The organism is Chryseobacterium sp. TQ-BC-N36 (assembly GCF_058382295.1).
This window is the reverse complement of record NZ_CM178175.1, coordinates 2,328,561-2,348,314: the sequence shown is the minus strand read 5'-3', so window position 1 is coordinate 2,348,314 and position 19,754 is coordinate 2,328,561. Positions and strand designations below refer to the sequence as shown.

The 19,754-nt window shown below is 37.3% G+C and carries 16 protein-coding genes; 11 read left to right on the top strand and 5 right to left on the bottom strand.

From position 1 onward, the window contains the following. Positions 1–106: 106 nt before the first annotated feature. The 3 genes from AC3FI7_RS10445 to AC3FI7_RS10435 all read right to left on the bottom strand — a co-directional run bounded on the left by AC3FI7_RS10445 (position 107) and on the right by AC3FI7_RS10435 (position 2,994). The gene (locus AC3FI7_RS10445) at positions 107–1,894 is read right to left on the bottom strand and encodes an endonuclease (protein WP_343659345.1); all 1,788 of its coding nucleotides are present in this window, start codon (positions 1,892–1,894) and stop codon (positions 107–109) included. Positions 1,895–2,282: 388 nt separating this feature from the next. Further along, a complete protein-coding gene (locus tag AC3FI7_RS10440; RefSeq protein ID WP_142723124.1) occupies positions 2,283–2,810 on the bottom strand; it encodes a DUF4136 domain-containing protein in 528 nt (175 codons plus the stop codon). A 1-nt stretch (position 2,811) separates the two neighbouring features. Next, positions 2,812–2,994, bottom strand: a complete 183-nt coding sequence (locus AC3FI7_RS10435) for a C1orf53 family protein (protein WP_047434227.1) — start codon at positions 2,992–2,994, stop codon at positions 2,812–2,814. Between the two features lie 40 nt (positions 2,995–3,034). Between AC3FI7_RS10435 and AC3FI7_RS10430 the strand changes: the two genes are divergently transcribed. From AC3FI7_RS10430 to AC3FI7_RS10395, 8 genes are all read left to right on the top strand, one after another. Then, complete coding sequence (locus AC3FI7_RS10430; RefSeq protein ID WP_142723125.1) at positions 3,035–3,361, top strand: hypothetical protein; 327 nt, start codon at positions 3,035–3,037, stop codon at positions 3,359–3,361. 325 nt (positions 3,362–3,686) lie between these two features. Beyond that, positions 3,687–4,595, top strand: a complete 909-nt coding sequence (locus tag AC3FI7_RS10425; RefSeq protein WP_343659343.1) for a 1-aminocyclopropane-1-carboxylate deaminase/D-cysteine desulfhydrase — start codon at positions 3,687–3,689, stop codon at positions 4,593–4,595. A 66-nt stretch (positions 4,596–4,661) separates the two neighbouring features. Beyond that, entirely contained in the window at positions 4,662–5,720 is a 1,059-nt protein-coding gene (locus AC3FI7_RS10420; RefSeq protein WP_343659342.1) for a glucosaminidase domain-containing protein, read from the top strand. Positions 5,721–5,736: 16 nt separating this feature from the next. Further along, the gene (locus tag AC3FI7_RS10415; protein ID WP_343659340.1) at positions 5,737–6,705 is read left to right on the top strand and encodes a hypothetical protein; all 969 of its coding nucleotides are present in this window, start codon (positions 5,737–5,739) and stop codon (positions 6,703–6,705) included. 18 nt (positions 6,706–6,723) lie between these two features. Then, on the top strand, positions 6,724–8,013 hold the full coding sequence (gene hemL, locus AC3FI7_RS10410; protein ID WP_142723128.1) for a glutamate-1-semialdehyde 2,1-aminomutase: 1,290 nt from the start codon (positions 6,724–6,726) through the stop codon (positions 8,011–8,013). Positions 8,014–8,517: 504 nt separating this feature from the next. Further along, positions 8,518–9,852: an amidohydrolase gene (locus AC3FI7_RS10405; protein WP_491461992.1), complete on the top strand. Its 1,335-nt coding sequence runs from the start codon at positions 8,518–8,520 to the stop codon at positions 9,850–9,852. Between the two features lie 187 nt (positions 9,853–10,039). Beyond that, on the top strand, positions 10,040–10,885 hold the full coding sequence (locus AC3FI7_RS10400; protein WP_491461991.1) for an AraC family transcriptional regulator: 846 nt from the start codon (positions 10,040–10,042) through the stop codon (positions 10,883–10,885). An 80-nt stretch (positions 10,886–10,965) separates the two neighbouring features. Beyond that, positions 10,966–12,204 carry an amidohydrolase gene (locus AC3FI7_RS10395; protein WP_343659335.1) on the top strand — a complete coding sequence of 413 codons (1,239 nt, stop codon included), beginning with the start codon at positions 10,966–10,968 and terminating at the stop codon, positions 12,202–12,204. A 384-nt stretch (positions 12,205–12,588) separates the two neighbouring features. Here the strand turns inward: AC3FI7_RS10395 and AC3FI7_RS10390 are convergent, their stop codons facing one another. Both AC3FI7_RS10390 and AC3FI7_RS10385 read right to left on the bottom strand, forming a co-directional pair. Continuing rightward, on the bottom strand, positions 12,589–13,998 hold the full coding sequence (locus AC3FI7_RS10390) for a beta-helix domain-containing protein (protein ID WP_291895435.1): 1,410 nt from the start codon (positions 13,996–13,998) through the stop codon (positions 12,589–12,591). A 45-nt stretch (positions 13,999–14,043) separates the two neighbouring features. Beyond that, on the bottom strand, positions 14,044–16,833 hold the full coding sequence (locus tag AC3FI7_RS10385) for an outer membrane beta-barrel protein (protein ID WP_142723133.1): 2,790 nt from the start codon (positions 16,831–16,833) through the stop codon (positions 14,044–14,046). Positions 16,834–17,157: 324 nt separating this feature from the next. Between AC3FI7_RS10385 and AC3FI7_RS10380 the strand changes: the two genes are divergently transcribed. From AC3FI7_RS10380 to AC3FI7_RS10370, 3 genes are all read left to right on the top strand, one after another. After that, positions 17,158–17,832 (top strand): response regulator, encoded by a 675-nt coding sequence (locus AC3FI7_RS10380; RefSeq protein WP_002977493.1) that lies wholly within the window; start codon positions 17,158–17,160, stop codon positions 17,830–17,832. Positions 17,833–17,880: 48 nt separating this feature from the next. Continuing rightward, positions 17,881–18,912 carry a sensor histidine kinase gene (locus AC3FI7_RS10375; RefSeq protein WP_142723134.1) on the top strand — a complete coding sequence of 344 codons (1,032 nt, stop codon included), beginning with the start codon at positions 17,881–17,883 and terminating at the stop codon, positions 18,910–18,912. A 133-nt stretch (positions 18,913–19,045) separates the two neighbouring features. After that, the gene (locus AC3FI7_RS10370; protein ID WP_142723135.1) at positions 19,046–19,639 is read left to right on the top strand and encodes an IS1096 element passenger TnpR family protein; all 594 of its coding nucleotides are present in this window, start codon (positions 19,046–19,048) and stop codon (positions 19,637–19,639) included. Positions 19,640–19,754 lie beyond the last annotated feature (115 nt).

Genomic DNA, 19,754 nt, shown 5'->3' with positions numbered 1-19,754 from the left:
AAACATTAAAAAAAACTTCTGTTCAATCAGGAAAATCTGTGGGAGTTTAAAATAGAAATGCCGGTCTTCTTTAGACCGGCATTATTTATAGAAATTAATATTTGAATTATTTTACGAGAAACTGCATTGTAACCTGATCCAGTTTCAGAATATAAATTCCCTGGCCGAGATTTCTGGTTTTAATAGAATTTCCATTTTTGAAAGGCTGATCGATCGTCTGAAGAACTTTCCCCTGAAGATTATAAATTTCAGCTTTCTTTACTTTCTGAAGATCTCCTTTTACAAAAATTTCCTGATTGGTAATTGGATTTGGAGAGATTTTAAAACTGCCGGAAGTCGTTTCTGTAGCCGTATTTTGAACCATCCTCGCACTTGATCCGGAATAGCATGTCCATGAAAGGTCATCAATAGCCACTCTGTTACTTGTTGAATTGTTAACCAGACTCACTGTTACGTTTCCGGAAATGTTGATATTACTGATGGTTGTAGTGGCAACGGAAGCACTGTAAGGAATAGTTCCCACGGTTGTTCCGTTTACTTTTACATCAAAAGTGCCGTTAGTTCCTGTAAATTTAAGCTGTGTAGTGACTGTTAAAGAGCCAATACCATTGGCAGAACTGCCGGAAGTTAAAGAGCCGTTTCTTACTGTAATAGCCTTATTATTAAGAGTCTGATCCGTTCTTGCATCTGTTGCTGTCCAGGAGATACCTCCATTGCTCCATGACCTGGTCGAATAAGTGGCACTTGCTGCAGGAATTGTCTCAAAGCTTTCATTGGCACAGCTGGTCGGAGTAGTGCTTCCTGCATTGGTTGTACCAGAAACCGTTGAACTGTTTGATGATGAATTGCCAGCCGCATCTTTTGCTACAACATAAAAACTGTAAGTTGTAGAAGGTGCAAGCCCTGAAATTGTTGTTGAAGTGGAGTTTACTGTGGTTTGCAGGTTTCCGTTCATATACACATTATAGGCAGTTACCCCTACGTTATCTGTAGAAGCACTCCATGCCAGAGAAATGCTGGTGGAAGTCTTTCCTGAAATATTTACACCTGTTACTGTAGTGGGCGCCTGTGTGTCACCTGAAGGCTGTTGGGATCCCCAGATAAGATTTACATAATTAGGATTATCAATAAATGGATTTCTGTTTCCCTGGTAAGTATAAGAAGCGTTGTTTCTTTTGATCTCAGCCTGTGAAACAGGATCCTGATTGTGCCACGCTAAGAGAACATTAAGTTCCCAGGTCTGCAGTCCGGGGAATGCAGAACTGCCCAGCATGTCTCCTGACGAAAAACCGGAAAGCTTGCTTTGATAACGGGTTACAAAATAGAAAATCATACGTGCGACATCGCCTTTAAACTCATCAATCGGCTCAAAAACCGTCCCTGAATATCCCGACGAAGCGGATGTTCCAAGCTTTGATCCGTTCATTGAGGTAAAAGAAGCACTCCCAACTTTTCCATAAGGATAATTGCTTCTCATGCCATTTACTTTTCCATCTGTAGCTCTGATGAAATGAATGTCCGCAACCATTGGAGATGCCTGGTTAAAAAGACTTTGAGGAATTACATGCTCTCTGTTGTAACAGTTACCTTCTGTAGAATAAGTACCGCATTGGTCAGTTCCCGGAGTATATTTATAAGGATCAGTTCCTGAAGGTTTTTCAGAATAGATATCAAGAATGGACCCATCGTTTTCGTAGTCCTTGTCAATATCAGTGGTTTTATAGGCTGTCCATAAACCGTTATAGCCTTTGTCCTGGTGTCCGTTAGTGATAATACTGCTTAATGCAGTTTTTAAGGCAGCCCCACTCAGTCCGTTGGCAGAATTGTAGTATCCGGCAGGGGCCTGAGCCTGTGCAAGTCCCGCAAATACAGAAAATAAGATGATTTTTTTCATATCAATATAAGTTTCAGCAAGAATACCACATTTTTGTGAATAAAAAATTACAGAATCGTTAATTTTAAATGTATTGCATGTAATGTCGTGAGAGTTCCTGGATCCGGAATTTTGAGATCGGAGACTCGGATTTTAGAGTTAGATTGTATATTTCAATATCTTACAAATTCAACAGACCCGGACTTTAGCCTGATTTATAATAAAGCTTGTTTCACTGGCCTTAGCCAAAATTTAATATTTCACTCATAAAAAATCAAAAAACATCCGTTCAAATCAGCATGATCTATGATGAAAGGATCATCAAATGCATTATTTAAATAAGTATAATTTTATAAGACATAAAAAAACCGGCACAAAATGTACCGGCAGATATAATGGATGACTTATTTTATTTTCTTTGCGGCGGATAATTTTTCATAATCTCAGCCATGATTTCAGGAATCTGTCTCTGTTTTGCTTTTGGAGAATCTACAGAAATTCCGCTTCCGATACCCTGCCAAACCAATTTGTTGGTTTTTGCATCAATTAAATCGACAATCAGTGCCCCTTCGTTATAGTTTGTTGTCCACGTTCTGTTCATGCCAACACCCCATCCGAATGGTCCGCCCCATCCCCACATTCCGTAAGGTGAAGAAGAATTGATATCAGTAATCTTTTTATGATTTGCCTTTACGTTGATAATAAGATCAGGGTTTTCTCCGGACTGGAGCCCTCTGCTCTGAAGCTGTCTCGATAGCTCATTCAGCACTCTGTCTTTATCAATATCATTCAGTTTTAGATCATCAATTCTTATCTTATAGGTTTTGTAAGAATTGAAATTGGCTGTTTCAGCATAGTCTGAGCGTACCTGAAAAGGGCTACAAGAAGTCAAGCCTAAAGTAGCAGATGCCAACAAAATAAAAATATATTTTTTCATTTTATTTATTTTTTTTATCACTTTTAATGAATGTATCAGTCTTTTTATCGTACCCGTAAGGACAGTGTCTGCAGCCGCTTTTACAGCAATAACCTCTTTTCAGATGGAATTTTTCTGTAAAAACCTTGTACCCCTGTTCATTATAGTAGAAGTCTTCACCCTCTTTGATGTCATAATGGGCCATAAGTTAAATGCTAGTCAAAAAACTTTTTATATTTGTTACTATGATAATTGTATGCCAAAAGCCTTTAAAAAGATTAAAAATTAATGGCATTGCTCTCTTTCCCTTTATCTTTATTAGGAAACCCGAAGATAAGGAAAATAATGTATTGATCAATCACGAAAAAATCCATTTGCGGCAACAATTGGAAATGCTCATCATTTTCTTTTACATCTTTTATGTTATCGAATACTATTATTGGTTCTTCAAACTCAAAGATGGTTACCTGGCTTACAGAAGAATCTCTTTTGAAAGAGAAGCTTACGCGAATGAAAACAACCTGAATTATCTCAGAAAAAGAAAATTCTGGAACTTCAGGAAATACCTTTGAAATTATAAATTATAAATGATGAGTTGTGTGTTTTCGGGATTCAAGGTTTGGATCAAGGTTTGGGAATCTGGGCTGGGATTTCGGTTAACGATCACAATATTCAATAGGAGCTGGCTTTAGCCCGTTTATCAAAACAATCTAAATTCATCCGGCTTTAGCCAAAACTTAAATTAAATAATCCCTATCTTAATTATACAAAATTCGTACATATTTAACACGATCATCTGTGTCAATCTGCGTTATCTGTAGGAAAAAAAGAAAACTCACACAACAATAAATCTTTTCCTACTTTTGTAAAGAATAAACCTTGAGTTGTAAAACTGAAATGCTATTAAAACTTCCCATAGAGCCTGTTCCCATTCAGGAGATTCCCATTGAGAAAAATATCAAACTTTTTATTAAAAGGGAAGATCAGATTCATCCGCTGATTTCAGGTAACAAATACTGGAAGCTGTTTTACAATGTTAATAACTATCTCGAAAAAAATCACGGAAACCCTTATATTATTACTTTTGGAGGAGCTTTTTCCAATCATATCGCTGCGGTTTCAGCAGTAGGAAGCCTGGCAGGTATTCCAACATTGGGGATTATCAGGGGAGAAGAACTGCAGCATAAATGGCGTGATAATCCAACCTTGCTTTTTGCAAAAAGAAATGGGATGAACCTGAAATTTGTCACCCGTGAAGAATACCGTCACAAAGAAAAACTGACAGAATTCCTTCAGCAGGAGTTCCCTGAAGCTTTGATAGTTCCTGAAGGAGGAACCAATAAAGAGGCTGTAGAAGGAGTGAAAATGATGCTCAACGAACAAACAAAAGATTTTGACTATCTTTGCACCGCAGTCGGAACCGGAGGAACCATTGCAGGAATTTCAAAATTTTGTGAAGATAATCAGAAAGTTATAGGATTTAAAGCAGTTGACGATGCTTCACTGGAGAATAAAATTTTTGAATTAACTTTAAAGCATAATTTTGATCTAATAGATTCATGTTTTGGAGGTTATGGTAAAATAAATGACGGAAACGTCCGTTTTATCAATGATTTCAAAGAAAGGTACGGTATTCCTTTGGAACCGGTTTATACAGGAAAGATGATGGAGAAGATTTTTGATTTGATCGAAGAAGGGTATTTTCCTGAAAACAGTAAAATCTTGTGCTTTCACACTGGCGGATTGCAGGGAATTGAGGGTGCTAATTTACTGTTGGAAAAACAGAATAGAAATTTAATTATATAAGTAAAATTGAAAAACGTGAAACACTTAGTGTTCCATCTTTCATTTTAAAACAATAAAAAATATAAGATGAAAAGACTTTTCCTATCCATAAGCCTTTTAGTTTTATCAAAATTTTCAGCCCAGACTTGGGCAACCGAAGATCAGTATATTCAGAAGTTTGCTAAATATGCCGTAGAAGAAATGGAAAAATATAAAATTCCGGCTTCTATTACCCTTGCCCAGGGATTACTGGAAACAGGGGGCGGGCAGAGCAGGCTGGCACTGGAAGGTAAAAATCACTTCGGTATAAAATGTAAAGAAGACTGGACCGGTAAAACGATGAAACATACCGATGATGCCCCCAACGAATGCTTCCGTGTGTATGAAGATCCAAGACAGTCTTATGAGGACCATTCCATATTTTTATCCACCAGAAAATATTATGCTAATCTTTTCAAACTGGATATGAAAGATTACAGAGCATGGGCTTACGGTTTGAAAAAAGCAGGTTATGCTACCAATCCCCGCTATGCTTCCATTCTTATCACAAAAATTGAAAAGTATAAATTATACGAATACGACAATACCAATTCCAATGAAGTATTGTACGCTGTGTTGAAAATGTATCCTGATCTTAAAGATGACAGAACATTCATGGCTCAGCTGGAGCCCTCAAAAGCAACCAGAAAAGTTAAAGATCCGGTTACTGTAGAAGTTCCTTATAAACAGACTTCTTATGCACAACAGCAGAAAAGAGTGGAAAGAATCAAAACAAAAGCGGAAATTCTGAATTCCATTCTGATCAAAAGTCATCCCAATGACGGCCTGAAATATATCATTATTCCTGAAGATACCGATGTGAAATTCATTGCTAACAAATTCAAGGTCAGCGAAAGCAGACTGATGAAATGGAATGAACTGGAAAGTGAAACCTTGAAGAAAAATGACATCATTTTCCTTGAATCTAAAAATTCTACAGGAAATACAGCTACTTATAAAGCCGAATACGGAGAAGATATGCATGATATCGCCCAGAAATTCGGAATCAAATTAAATAAATTGTATGCTAAAAACAGAATGGATGAAGGACAGCAGCCATCCGCAGGACAGCTTATTTATTTAATAGATAAAAAACCACGAAACTAATAATAACCCCAAAACAATGAGAATCTTAAATATCAAAACTAAATATTTGTTGATATTTCTGATATTTATGTCGTGTACAATGTTTTCTCAGGAGCAAAATTATATTCCTTACAGAAAAGGAAAATTATGGGGACTTTGCGATATTAATAAATTTATAGTTATACAACCACAATATAGCAGCATAAGCAGTTATGACGAATCTATAGGAGGGTTTCATGCGGAACAAAATGGACGATTTGGAATCGTGGATCGAAATGCTGTTATGATCATGCCATTTATTTCCAATATACCTATATCTGTAGAAGGAGGTAAATATCTGGTGTTTGATGGATTGGATTATTATTACTATTCCATTAAAACAAAAATGCGTCTTGACAGATATATTAAGCAAGAAAGTTATCCTGTAAGAGACAGTGGCTGGGAAAATTATAATCCGCTTGACAGAAATAATGCAAAATTGACATTAAGCAGGGATGATCTTGATGATGACGATCTGAATGTATTGGGTCCGTATGATCATGACGGGTATCAGCTGAATTACAAGAGCGATTTTATTGAAATAACAGAAGGGGATACTTATATTGGGATTTATATTCCTAAACTTAAAAAGATATTTATCAATACACGCGAAATAGCATATGTTGGATGGCAGTTTTATAAGGGAAAACCTTATATTCTTACTACCAACCATTCAGAATTGTTTGGATTGGTAGACGAATACTTTCGTGAGATTTATCCAATACGATATACAACGATCAATCTGATTGATGACAGCCATTTAGTTGTTCTTTCAGAACCAGATCCGAATAATAAAAATAATGTGATTTTTAAAACGCTTCTTCCCAATAATAAGGTTTTGTATGGAAAATTTGAACCGGCCGTTACACTCTGGAAGAATGGCGGTCCTTTTCAGATATATTACACAGTGATTGATGGGCAGAAGAACTATGCAGGAGAAGATGGAACCCTTTATTTTGAGGGTTAAATAAAAAAATAAAAGAAAATGAAGTATCAAAGAAGTTCGGCTTTGTTTGATGAAGCCTACAAATACATTCCGGGAGGAGTCAACTCTCCGGTAAGAGCATTCAAATCCGTAGGAGGAGTGCCAGTTTTTATGAAATCAGCAAAGGGAGCTTACCTTACTGATGCAGATGACAATACATATATTGATTATATCAACTCATGGGGGCCGGCTATTTTAGGACATACCCATCCTGAAGTACTGGAAGAACTGAAGATACAGGCAGAGAAAGGATTTTCTTTTGGTGCGCCTACCGAACTGGAAACAGAAATTGCAAAATTCATCATTGAAAATGTCCCGAATATCGATCAGATCAGAATGGTTTCTTCAGGAACAGAAGCATGTATGAGTGCCATCAGACTGGCAAGAGGATATACGGGAAGGGATAAGATTGTAAAATTTGAAGGCTGTTATCACGGACATTCAGACTCATTCCTGATCAAAGCAGGAAGTGGAGCCGCTACATTTGGAAATCCGAATTCTCCTGGAGTAACAGCAGGAACCGCTAAAGATACATTACTGGCCCGTTATAATGATTTTGAACAGGTTGAGGATTTATTCCGTCACAATCAGGGAGAAATTGCAGCGGTAATTATAGAACCAGTTGCAGGAAATATGGGCTGCGTATTGCCAGAAAATGATTTCTTACAAAAGTTGAGAAAGATCTGTGATGAAAACGGAGCTTTATTAATCTTTGACGAAGTAATGACCGGTTTCAGATTAGCATTCGGAGGAGCTCAGGAGCTTTTCAATGTAAAAGCAGACCTGGTAACGTATGGAAAGGTAATCGGTGGGGGACTTCCGGTAGGTGCTTTTGCAGGAAGAAACGAAATTATGGATCACCTGGCACCCAAAGGTGGTGTTTACCAGGCTGGGACATTAAGTGGAAACCCTTTGGCCATGAGAGCCGGATTAAAAACGCTGCAGCTCATTAAAAATGATCCTGAATTTTTCAACAGATTAGAAAAGACAACCGAAACACTGGATTTCGAGATCGGAAAAATTCTGAATGAAAAAGGGATTGCTCACAGAATCAACAGAAAAGGTTCTATGATGTCTGTTTTCTTCCATATTAAAAGTGTTTCCAACTTTGATGAGGCTCAGGAAGCCAATCATTCATTGTTCAATAACTTCTTTCACCAAATGCTTCAGAATGGAGTATATCTTCCGCCAAGCGGCTATGAAACATACTTCATCAGTGATGCCATCAAGGATAAAGAAATTGATATGACCCTTGAAGCTGTAAGAAAATTTGAATATTCCAATAAGTAAATATACATGAAACCGGATTTTACATCCGGTTTTTTTATGCAGAATGATTTGAATTGGAAAGTCTGCAGTATAATCTGGATTCCTACGGAATGACAAGGGTGCTGGTAATATTTCCGTTTATCATAAGTAATAGTATTACATCTAAAAAATACCCACATAGTTTGTCACTCCGCAGGAGTCTCAGCAGCGTAAAGCAGTATAACCTGGATTCCTACGGAATGATAAGGTGCCGGTAATACTTTCCGTTCATCATAAGTGATAGTATTACATCTAAAAATACACAGATAGTTTGTTCACTCCGCAGGAGTCTCATCAACGTAAACAGTATAACCTGGATTCTTACGGAATGACAAGCGTTGCGGGATACACTTTGTTGTAGTGCAGAAAGATAAACTTAACATTTAGCAAGTAATCATCACAAAGCATAAATCATACAGATTTTGTAATAAACCATACACTTTGTTAAGAGTTCTTCTTTTTAATTTTGTCATAAACAGATTGGAAATGAAGACCTCGGACCATACGATCTCCCGTAAAGATTTTATTCGGAATTCAGCATTGGCTGCAGCGGGATTGACTTTAATGCCTAATATCATGGCTGCATCACCTTTTTTTGATGAAAATAGTATTTCAGCAAAAGGAAAAATGAGCATTAAAAATGTCCGTCTGGAAACAGGTTTTGAGTACCAGGATGAGGAAGTGGTTTCTACCAGGACAGATCTGTTTTATATAGAAGTTGACAACGGGAAAATTATAAAGATCTCCCCGAATCAGCCTCATGCTAAAGCTATAGATGCAAAAGGATTGTTAATGCTTCCTGCATTTAAGGATATGCATATTCACCTTGATAAAACTTTTTACGGAGATCAGTGGCAGGCCGTTAGAAAAAGGAATGGTGGAGTGAAAGGAATGATCGAACTGGAGCAGAAAATGCTTCCGGAGATGCTTAAAAATTCCACTTTCAAGGCTGAAAAACTAATTGAATTGTTGCAGTCGAAAGGAACTTCCTTCGCAAGAAGCCATGTAAATATTGAGCCTACTTCCAAACTTCAGTCATTAAAAAATCTGCAGAAAGCTTTAGACAATAAAAAGAAAAGTTTTGGAGCAGAGCTGGTAGCATTTCCACAGCATGGTGTTTTCTATACAGATTCAGCGCCTTATCTGACAGAAGCAGCAAAAATGGATATCGATTTTATCGGTGGGGTAGATCCGTTCAACATTGATGGAGATATTGAAAAAGTCGTTGATTTTACCGTTCAGCTTGCTACAGATCATAAAAAAGGAATTGATATTCACCTGCATGAAACCGGAGATTCCGGATTGAAAACGGTAGAATATCTGATTAAAAAAGTAAATGAAAATCCTTCTCTGAAAGGGAAAACCTATTTAAGCCATTGTTTTGTTCTTGGGAAATTAGAAACCGTAAAACAGGAAGAAATTGCTGAAAAATTAGCCGATGCCCAAATCGGAATTGTCTCTACAATTCCCTTCGGAAGACTGATCATGCCAATACCAACACTTTACAAACATAATGTCACTGTTCTTACAGGGAATGACAGCATTGTGGATCACTGGAATACTTTCGGAACAGGAAGTGTCCTTCAGAAAGCCAACTTAATGGCCCAATTGTATGGATATTCAACAGAATTCTTATTATCAAGAAGTTTAAAGCTGGCAACAGGAAATATCCTTCCGCTGGATGATAAAGGAAACCAACAGTGGCCTAAAGCCGGAGATAAAGCAGATTTTGTACTGATCAATGCCAGCTGTTCAGCAGAAGCGGTATCAAGAATTTCAGAGGTGGAATCATTGGTACATGATGGAAATGTTGTTTTTTAATTCAAATAAGAATTGATTAAATAAAGATATAAATATAATCTAGTTGTGTTTTTTTTGACCACAAAAGGTATAGAAGTGAATGCGGACTGAAACTAATGTAAGAGTGAAGGTAATGCTTTTATCCTTTTGTGGTTATTTTTAGTTTTCTCTCACAATTTTTAGTAATTTTAGGAGAAAATCAGGCAGAGTGGGTTACCATACAGATCATTTTCCGGTTTTAGGAATTCAGGAATTCAGCGAGAATCAGCTGAAGGGCTGTAATCTGTTATTTAATGAACTTTATGGGGCGCGTTCTATTGATGAACCCCACAAGCATGACTTTTTTATTATTAACCTTTTTGAGCACGGAGTAGGCTCACATACCATAGATTTTGCGGAATATCAAATTGAAAATCACCAGATCCATCTTGTTTTTCCTGACCAGGTGCATCAGTGGGTGATTGAAAAAGAAACCATAGGATATCAGTTAATGATCAGCAGAGATTGGTTTGAAAGCTTTCTGCCATCGTTACGGTTTTCAGCATCTTATTATCAGAATCACCCGGTAATCAATCTTTCCAAAGAAGTTTTTACTACATTTTTGTATGAGTTTCAGGAAATCCAGAAAGAGTTGGGCGGGGAGAAAATTTTTTGGGAACTCATTCAAAAAAGAAGCGAAATTATCGGTTTGCTGGTCAGTAAATCTGTGGAAGGAGCCTTTAAAGATTTTGAAGTTTATCATTCCAATCCTATTATTTCAAAGTTTCTGCATCTTATTGACAAACATTTCAAAACAGAAAGATCCGTTTCCTTTTATGCAGACAAGCTGAATATTTCTGCCAACTATCTGAATATTGTCTGTAAAAAAAGCCTTAATGTTTCGGCCTCATCTCTTATCCAGGACCGTATTTTACTGGAAGCAAAAAGACTTTTAAAAGTTTCCGAAATGTCAGTAAAAGACATTGTATATGATCTGGGATTTTATGATCACGCCAGTTTTTCTAAATTCTTTAAAGCTCAGACGGGAATGACTCCCTCCAAGTTTAAGGAATAATCTGTACAAAACAAGACATAATTGATACACCGGTTTTACCCTCAGACCGGGTTAACTTTGTATTGTTAAAATTTTAAATCATGCAATTTCCCTATCAATTAACTGCGAAAGGAAAATATACCCTGAAAAATGTCCGCCTGGAAACAGGTTTTGAATATGAAAATGAAGAGGTAATTGGAACAAAAACCGATCTTTTCAGTATTGAAATTGAGGCTGGAAAAATAAAAACGGTAAAAGCCAATGATCCGCGTTCTGAAGGGATCGATGCTAAAGGATATCTGATGCTTCCTGCTTTCAGGGATATGCACATCCATTTGGATAAAACATTATATGGGCTTCCATGGCAGGCTCTTTCTCCAAAAAGAAAAACGGTAAAAGATATGATTGCCTATGAGCAGGAAATTATTCCCGAACTGTTGAAAACTTCGGTAAGCAGGGCAGAACAGCTGATCAGCCTCTTGCAGCATTACGGGACTCATTTTGTGAGAACTCATTTCAATATTGATCCTACTTCAGGATTAAAATCCCTTGAACATCTTGAGCAGGCTCTTGAAAATAAAAAAGATTCCTTCAAAGCTGAACTGGTTGCCTTCCCGCAGCATGGTGTTTATTATACTGAATCTGCGCCTTTGATGAAAGAAGCAGCACAACTTAAGAGTATAGAATTTATTGGAGGACTGGATCCATTAAGTATTGACGGCAGCATTGAAAAAGTGATGGATTTTACTGTTCAACTGGCTTTGGATTACCATAAAGGAATTGATATCCATTTGCACGAAACAGAAGAGTCCGGAATGAAAACGATCAATTACCTTATTGATAAAGCGATAGAAAATCCTGAGCTTCAAGGGAAAACATTTATAAGTCATGCATTTGCTTTAGCTCATCTTTCGCCTAAAGAAACGGAGCAGATAGCAGAAAGACTGGCTGAAGGAAAGGTGGGAATTGCTTCTTCTGTACCTTTTAAAGGAAAAGTAATGCCCATTCCAATCTTGAAAAAATATGGGGTCAATGTACTGATCGGAAATGACAATGTACAGGATTACTGGAGTACGTTTGGATCCGGAAGTATGCTGCAGAAAGCCAATCTGATTGCTGAACTGTATGGTTATGCTACAGAATATGCCTTGTCAAGAACTTTACAGTTTGCTGTTCAAAATATTATTCCTCTAGATGAAAAAGGAAATCAGCAGTGGCCAAAAGCGGGGGATGAAGCGGCCATTATACTGACAGATACTTCATGTTCTGCAGAGGCTGTTTCCAGAATGTCTGAAATAAAGGCTCTCATGAATGATGGGAATCTGTTTTGGAGAAATTAACTGAAGTATATATATTTTTTATACACTTGTTTTTTGTGAATGCCGCCGGGAGTCTTTCTGGTGGCGTTTTTTTAATTATGAGTTATGAGTTTCGGGATCCGGGTTTTGGGGTTCTTCTTTATCAATAGGAACGGGCTTTAGCCCGTTTATTAAATAGAAGAATACATACGTCCGGCTTTAGCCAAAACCTAGCAATAAAACCCCATGATCAATTTAAAAAATTACTGTTCATATTCCCTTTTTCTGTTTTTACAATATGAACATCTCTTAATATTGATTTCAGAAGATCGTCAACATGTTGGATAATTATCATAAAAAAAGCCCTCGGAAATTTTCCGAAGACTTTCTTATTTGAAATTAAATCTAGGTACTTATATCTACATGTTATAAGTTGAAGTTAGTCCATCCTGCATACCATGTATCGCTGGCATCCTTCACAGCACCTCTGTAAGTTACCTGTGTAAACCAGTTTGCCAATTTAGGGTTGGTAAATGATCCGCCCGTTAATAATGGAGACCCGGCAGTAGGAGTAAAGTTTGGAGTAGTTCCTGCAGGAGCCCAGGCTCCGGCAAGTTTTACATCAGCTGTAGAAGCAAGAATTGTGTTTCCTTTAGCATTAAACCATGTTGTAAGATCTGCTAATGTATACGTTGTTGGGGTAGATGTAGATGGTCCGAATTTTAAAGGAGTTGTATTTCCTGCCAATACGTTGTTTTCGAAGAATAATTTGTTACCTACAATATTGTTATCTGTTGGAGCACCTTTTGTAGCATCAATGAATAATCCAACAGGGAATCCTGTAAATACAGAGTTGAATACTGAGATCGAAGAGTTTCTTCTGATCTGTAGGGCATTCTGGAATAAAGCGTTGATTGATCCGGAAGTTGTAGAGTTGATTGGCCCGATAATCGTCATGTTAGAGAATGTAGCCGAAGTCTGAGGCGTTAATGTAGAACCGTTGGCATCATTATCAGATTCAAATGCGTTAGAACCGGAAACGTCTGCTACCTGAGAATCTCTTACTGCAATACCAAACTGTACATTTCCTGAGAAACCGTTATCCGTATCGAAATCATCATCAAGACCTTTGTAAGAAATAAGGTGAGAACAGTTTACCGTTCCTCCAAACCACTCAAAACTGTCATCATTGGCATAAGCAACTTCTACATAGTCTACTGTAGTTCCGTTACCTACACCACCGAATGTAAGACCGTTGATCTCTTTGTCCGGTAAGAATGCATATCCTGCGTACTCGATTCTTACATATTTTAATACGCCACTGTTGTCAGCAGCATTGTTTCCACCGTAAAGTCCAAGACCTTCAGAGTTGTTGATTCCTCCTTCAATTTCTCCAACTCCGTTTGCACCACCGAAAGAAGCATTGGTAGGAGCATTTCCTAAAATAACTACTCCAGCCCAGTCTCCTCTTTTCGGACTAGGTTTTTCAGAAGTAAAGATAATAGGGTTGGCAGCAGTACCTTCTGCCATGATTTTACTTCCTCTTGTAATGATCAAAGCTCCGTTTTTATCTGCTTCACCTACAATCTTTGTACCTGGTTCGATTGTTAAAGTAGCTCCGTTAGTTACATATACTAGTCCTCTCAGCTTATAGATTTTATTGGCTTTAAGCGTAGTATTGGAAGTGATTTTTCCTGAAAGAATAAGGTTTTCAGTGTCTCCGTTTCCGTTACCTCCATTTTGAATAATGGTAGGTCCATCTTCTTCTATATTTCTACAAGCGGTAGTGGATACTAGAGCGCCAAGCATTAAAGAATATAAAACGAACTTTTTCATGTTATAAAGAATTAAATTATTTTTATTAGATATTTGTTGAGTGTATTAAAAATTGTATCCCAGTGTTAAACTGATATTGGTTCCTGTAAGCCTTTCAATAGCAAGAGCATCTTTACTGTCATACTTACCGTTGTCGTTCAGGTCATGGTAGAATTTGGCACGGCGGTTCAGGATATCTGAAACATTCAGCTTGATCTCTCCTTTGTTGCTCCACAGTTTTTTAGCAAGCTGGAAATCAAGAAGAGGTCTTGGTGCTTCCCAGATTGGCGGAACCTGATCGTTTCCTACATAAAGGATTCTTCTTCCGATCATGTTGAATAATACAGTAGAAGACCATCCTGATTTCTCAGTATCGTACTGAAGGCTTACGTTTACCGTATATGGAGACTGTCCCTGCATTGGTCTGTCAATCTTAGTGGTCTCATCTGTTACCCTGTTCCAGATTCTGGCAACATTTCCACCTACTGTAAAGTTTCTAAGCGCAGAAACGAAATCAAGTTTTTTTCTGAATTCCGCTTCAACTCCGTAAGCGTCAGCTTTATCTACGTTCAGGTAATTGAAAGTGTTACTTGTTCCTACCCCGGATTGGTTGAAATATAATTCGATAGGTTTTTTGAAATTTTTATAGAAACCTGCCACAGAGAAGATCTCTCCGTTTCTTGGGTAGTATTCCCAGCGAAGATCAACATTGGTTATTTTGGTTCTTTCAATAGATTTGTTACCTATTACTGTAGCTCCTAAATCAAAATCATAATAGGCTAAAGGAGAAACCTCTCTGAACTCCGGTCTTACAACGGTTTGTGAACCTGCAAGACGGATATTCATTTTAGGATTTACCTTGAATGTTAAGTTAACAGCAGGCAAAAAGTCGGTAACTTTTGTATTTACAAAACGGTCGTCACTTCTTTTTGTACTCCCTACCAACTGGTCAAAGTTTTCAACTCTTAATCCCCAAACTGCTCTTAACCATGGTGTGAAATTGTTGTCAAACTGTAAATACCCTGCGTTAAGGATTGTATTGGCAATATATCTGTACTGATTTCCAGCAATCTCATCAAACGTGAATCCACCGTTAGTTCCGAAATTACCCGGATTGAAGATGGTTTCGAAAGGCTGGGAAAGTAATCCCTGGTTGAAGTTTTCAAGTCTTACGGAGAACGGTCGTGAGTTATATATTCTGTCTTTTACCTGAAATAAATACCCTCCTTTGATCGTTTGTTTCTGTCCAAACATTGTAAATGACTTGGAAACATCACCTCCTGCATTATAGAGATAGTCGCTCAGAGTAGAGTAGAATACACTTCCTGATTTTTGGGAAAGACCATTAGAAATCAATGCTAAATAAGGGCTTCCCGGCATGTTGGTATATTGATTATACTGTAAACGCTGCAGCAAAGGAATATATTGATCAAGGATCCCGAAGCTTCCGTACCAGTTTATGGCCAATCCTCCAAGAGCATCAATTTTGTGGTTACCGCTAAGGGTTGAGTTGTAAAAAGTAGTTTCTTTAAAACCGATCTCCCTTGCCATGATGTTTGTTCCGTTGATCGGATCAAATTCAAAGTCCTTTCCTGTTCTGAAGGACATGTGGTTTACCGTATTGTTGGTAATGATATTCTTCAGGGAGATTTTATTGTTGTTGTTCAGCTTTAAAGCAAGGTTCAACATTCCTCCTAAAATAATATCATTGCTGTATTTTTCTGTAAAATAATCGAAATTGGTATCAGCAAGCTGGTCGTTGATGGTAAAGAAACGGTTGGTAGATTCGGTTCTTCTTTTATTGTTGCTGTAGTTTAAAACCGCGATTACCCCTAAATCTTTTCCGAAAACTTTTGTGTTGAAACCTCCGTCAAGCTGTAAGCTCAAATTTTCCGGGTAACCAATGCTGTTATACCCTAAGTTCTTTGTATATCCTTTACCGATCTCCGTTTTTTGTGCCTCAGTAAGAATGCTGAACGCATTTTTTGCAGGCATATTAGCCGGAAGTTTTCTGTAACCGTCATCAATTCCCAGGAAGTCCCATTTTCCGCCTTTCTGCATATGGAATTCCTGTCCCATAGTAGCTGTGTTTCCTCCTACACCTACCTGTACATTGAAGAAGTTTTTATTAGGAATATCTTTCGTATTAACCTGAATCAGAGCACCTCCCCATTCTCCTGTATATTCTGGAATGAAAGTTTTGTTGATGACAAGTGTTTCGATAACATTAGCTGGGAAAAGGTCAAAAGAGAAAGTCTTTCTGTCCGGTTCTGTACTGGATAGCTGAATGCCATTCAGCATCGCCTGATTATAACGGTCAGACAAACCTCTTACTACAATATATTTTCCTTCAAATAAACTCACCCCTGAAACTCTTTTCAGAACTTCACCAGTGTTTCTGTCCGGACTTCTTTTGATCGCTTCAACACCGATAACCTGAGAAACTACACCGGCATTTTTTTGTAAACCGATGGTAGAGGCTATAGTCTCCTTTCTTGCGTTTGATTTTATGACAACTCCCTCGATTTCCTTTTCTTTGGTAGATGGCTTTTCCAGAACGATATCAAGGTGAGTGTTGCCTTCATTTTTGATAACGACCTCACTGATCTCTTTTCCGTTGTACCCATTGGAGCTTACCGTTACAATGTAATTGGTACCAGGGGAAAGGTTGATAGAGTAGTATCCGGAAATGTCAGTTGTTACTTCCTGCCCATTTACTTTTACTTTTACCCCTTGTATAGGGGTGTTGTCTTTCTCGTCCAATACCCTACCTTCCAAAATCTGACTTTGTGCAAAAGCATAGCCAGCAGAAAACAAGGCAAGTAGCATTATGCTCTTGTGGAGTTGTTTTTTCATTTTACTTCTTTTACTTCTTTTTCAAGGGCAAAATAAAGGCTAAGTTTTTAGGAAAACTTTAGGATAATCTTAATTAATTATGAAGTTTGCATTAACGGATAAGCTGAATTTACATTTGTCAAAGTTTCATTTATATAATTATAATATTTATTTTAATTTTAAAAAATATTGCCTATATTTGATTTGTGTGTATTTATTTATTTGTTTTTTTATTGATTTTATAATTTAAGTGTAAAATGTAATTTTTTAATAATTAGTTAACATTTGCCGAATAGATGGAATCAATGGAAATAATTAATTTTGTGGGAATTCTTAAACTAGAAGATGAGCAAAAAAATTCTTTTAATAGACGATGAACTGGACATTTTAGAGATTCTGTCTTACAATTTGGAAAAAGAAGGGTATGATATCTATACTGCTACCAATGGTAATGAAGGTATAGAAAAAGCAAAGGAAATTGTTCCGGACCTTATCTTATTAGATGTCATGATGCCTGAGAAAGATGGTATAGAAACCTGTCAGGAACTTCGTAAAGTGAAAGAACTTCAAAAAACACTTATTGTGTTCCTTTCTGCAAGAAGCGAAGAATTTTCCCAGTTAGCAGGTTTTCAGGCGGGTGCCAATGATTACATTGTAAAACTGATCAAACCGAAAATCCTTATCTCTAAAGTAAATGCATTATTGCAGTTAACCTCTCAGGTTTCTGACAATGCTAAACTCATCGAAATCGGAGATCTTGTCATTGATAAAGATAACTTCAGAGTTTCCAAAAGCGGACAGCAATTTCTTCTTCCTAAAAAAGAATTTGATTTGCTTTACCTTTTGGCTTCCAATACTGAAAAGGTTTTCAAAAGAGAGGAGATTCTGGAAAAAGTTTGGGGAAATGATGTGATTGTAGGAGAGAGAACAATCGATGTTCATATCAGAAGGCTGAGAGAAAAGTTAGGAATCAATACGATTCAGACATTAAAAGGGATTGGATATAAACTGATCGTTTAATGATTTAAAAATCTTAACTTTACGTTCAATCATTAAAACGTTGTAAAATTGAAATTTTACAGACTTACCCTCGTTGCCTCCTGTCTGCTGACATTGGTAATGTTCCTTTTGGTAATCATATTTGATTCACTGAAAGATATCTATTATGAGACCCCTTTATTCAAAACGGGTCTTTTTATCTGTATTGTTCTGATCTTCCTGATCAACTGTGTAGTGCTTGAACTTCTTTTCAATTATTATGGGAGAAAACAGGTAAAAGGTCTTTCCGGGTTTCTCCCGCAGGAAATAGTACAGAATCATGACGAAAATATCACCATCAAAGAATTAGGGGAAAGGTTCTCGGATCTTAACCAACAGCAGGTATCAGAAATTGATATGATGAAAGAGATGGAGAGCTACCGTAAAGAATATATCGGAAATGTTTCCCATGAACTCAAGACTCCCTTGTTTTCTATCCAGGGATATGTAGAAACTTTAAGAGACGGTGGCGTAGACAACCTTACCATCAGAGACAAGTATCTGGAAAGAATTGATAAATCGGTAGAAAGACTGATTGCCATTGTAACAGATCTGGATATGATCAACAGGCTGGAAGCGGGTGAAATCAACCTTACCGTTTCTAAGTTTGATGTCAATCTTCTGATTAAGGAAATTTTCGACCTTCTTGATCTTGAAGCCGAAAAGCGGAATACAACCCTGCAGATCCAGACCCTTCACCCGCAGATTTTTGTAGAAGCTGACAAACAGAAAATTTCCCAGGTTTTTATTAATCTGATCTCCAATGCCATCCATTATGCCAACAGACAGGAAGCAAAAGTGATTGTAAAAACCAGCATCCTGAAAAATAAGGTATTGATAGAAGTGATTGATAACGGAATGGGAATCAAATCTGAAATTCTTCCCAGAATCTTTGAAAGATTTTACCGTGTAGAAACCAGCAGAAGCAGGAGAGAAGGCGGTTCAGGGCTTGGTCTTGCTATTGTAAAGCATATTCTTGAAGCGCACAACGAAAATATTACCGTAGAAAGCGTTTACCTTGAAGGTACAAAATTCAGTTTTATGTTGGAAAAAAGTAAATAATTCCGGCAAAATGTAAGAAAAAAAAATATTTTAAAAAATCCTGAAATATTTTTTTGTCACATGTCATTTATTATATATTTGCAACAGAGATTTATCATAATTATAAAGGCAAAAAGTAATTTAAGAAACTGATATGGTTTACAAAATCCGCGTAATATTAGATGCGAAAGAGGATATTTTCCGTGATGTCGAAGTTAAGGGAAAACAAACGTTATGGAACTTACATTTAGGAATTAAAAGTGCATTCAGTCTGCAGGGAGATGAGCTTTCTACTTTTAATCTGTTGGAAGATGACGGAACGATCGTAAAAAGTGTCCCATTGGAAGATATGAGTGATGATGGTGATGGTGAAATCATGTCAGATGTTTACATTGATGAAGCTTTTGAAAATGTAGGTGACAAAGCGCAATTCCAGTATGGACTTCTTGATCTTTGGGAATTTTTCTGCGAGCTTGTGGAAGTGATTGAGGAAACAAAAGGAGTCAACTACCCGATCACAGTGTACAGATTTGGAAATGTTCCATTGAAAGCTCCTAGCAAAAACGGAAATTCAGGAGGCAAAAAGAAATCAGCAATGCCATTGGTAGATGATGAATTCGGTTTTGATGAGGATTTCGGAGCCGGGGGTAATTTTGCAGATGAAGATGACAGCTTCGATGATGAGGAAGAAGAAGACTACAATGACGATGTCTTTGATGATGAGGATGATAATGATGACGAAAGATAGTCATACAATATACTTACTGGCCCTGGATTTCGATCCGGGGCTTTTTTATGCTGGGTCAACAAATTGCCATTCTGCTTTTAACGATTTTGCCTTTTTGCCCTTTTACCCCAAAAAC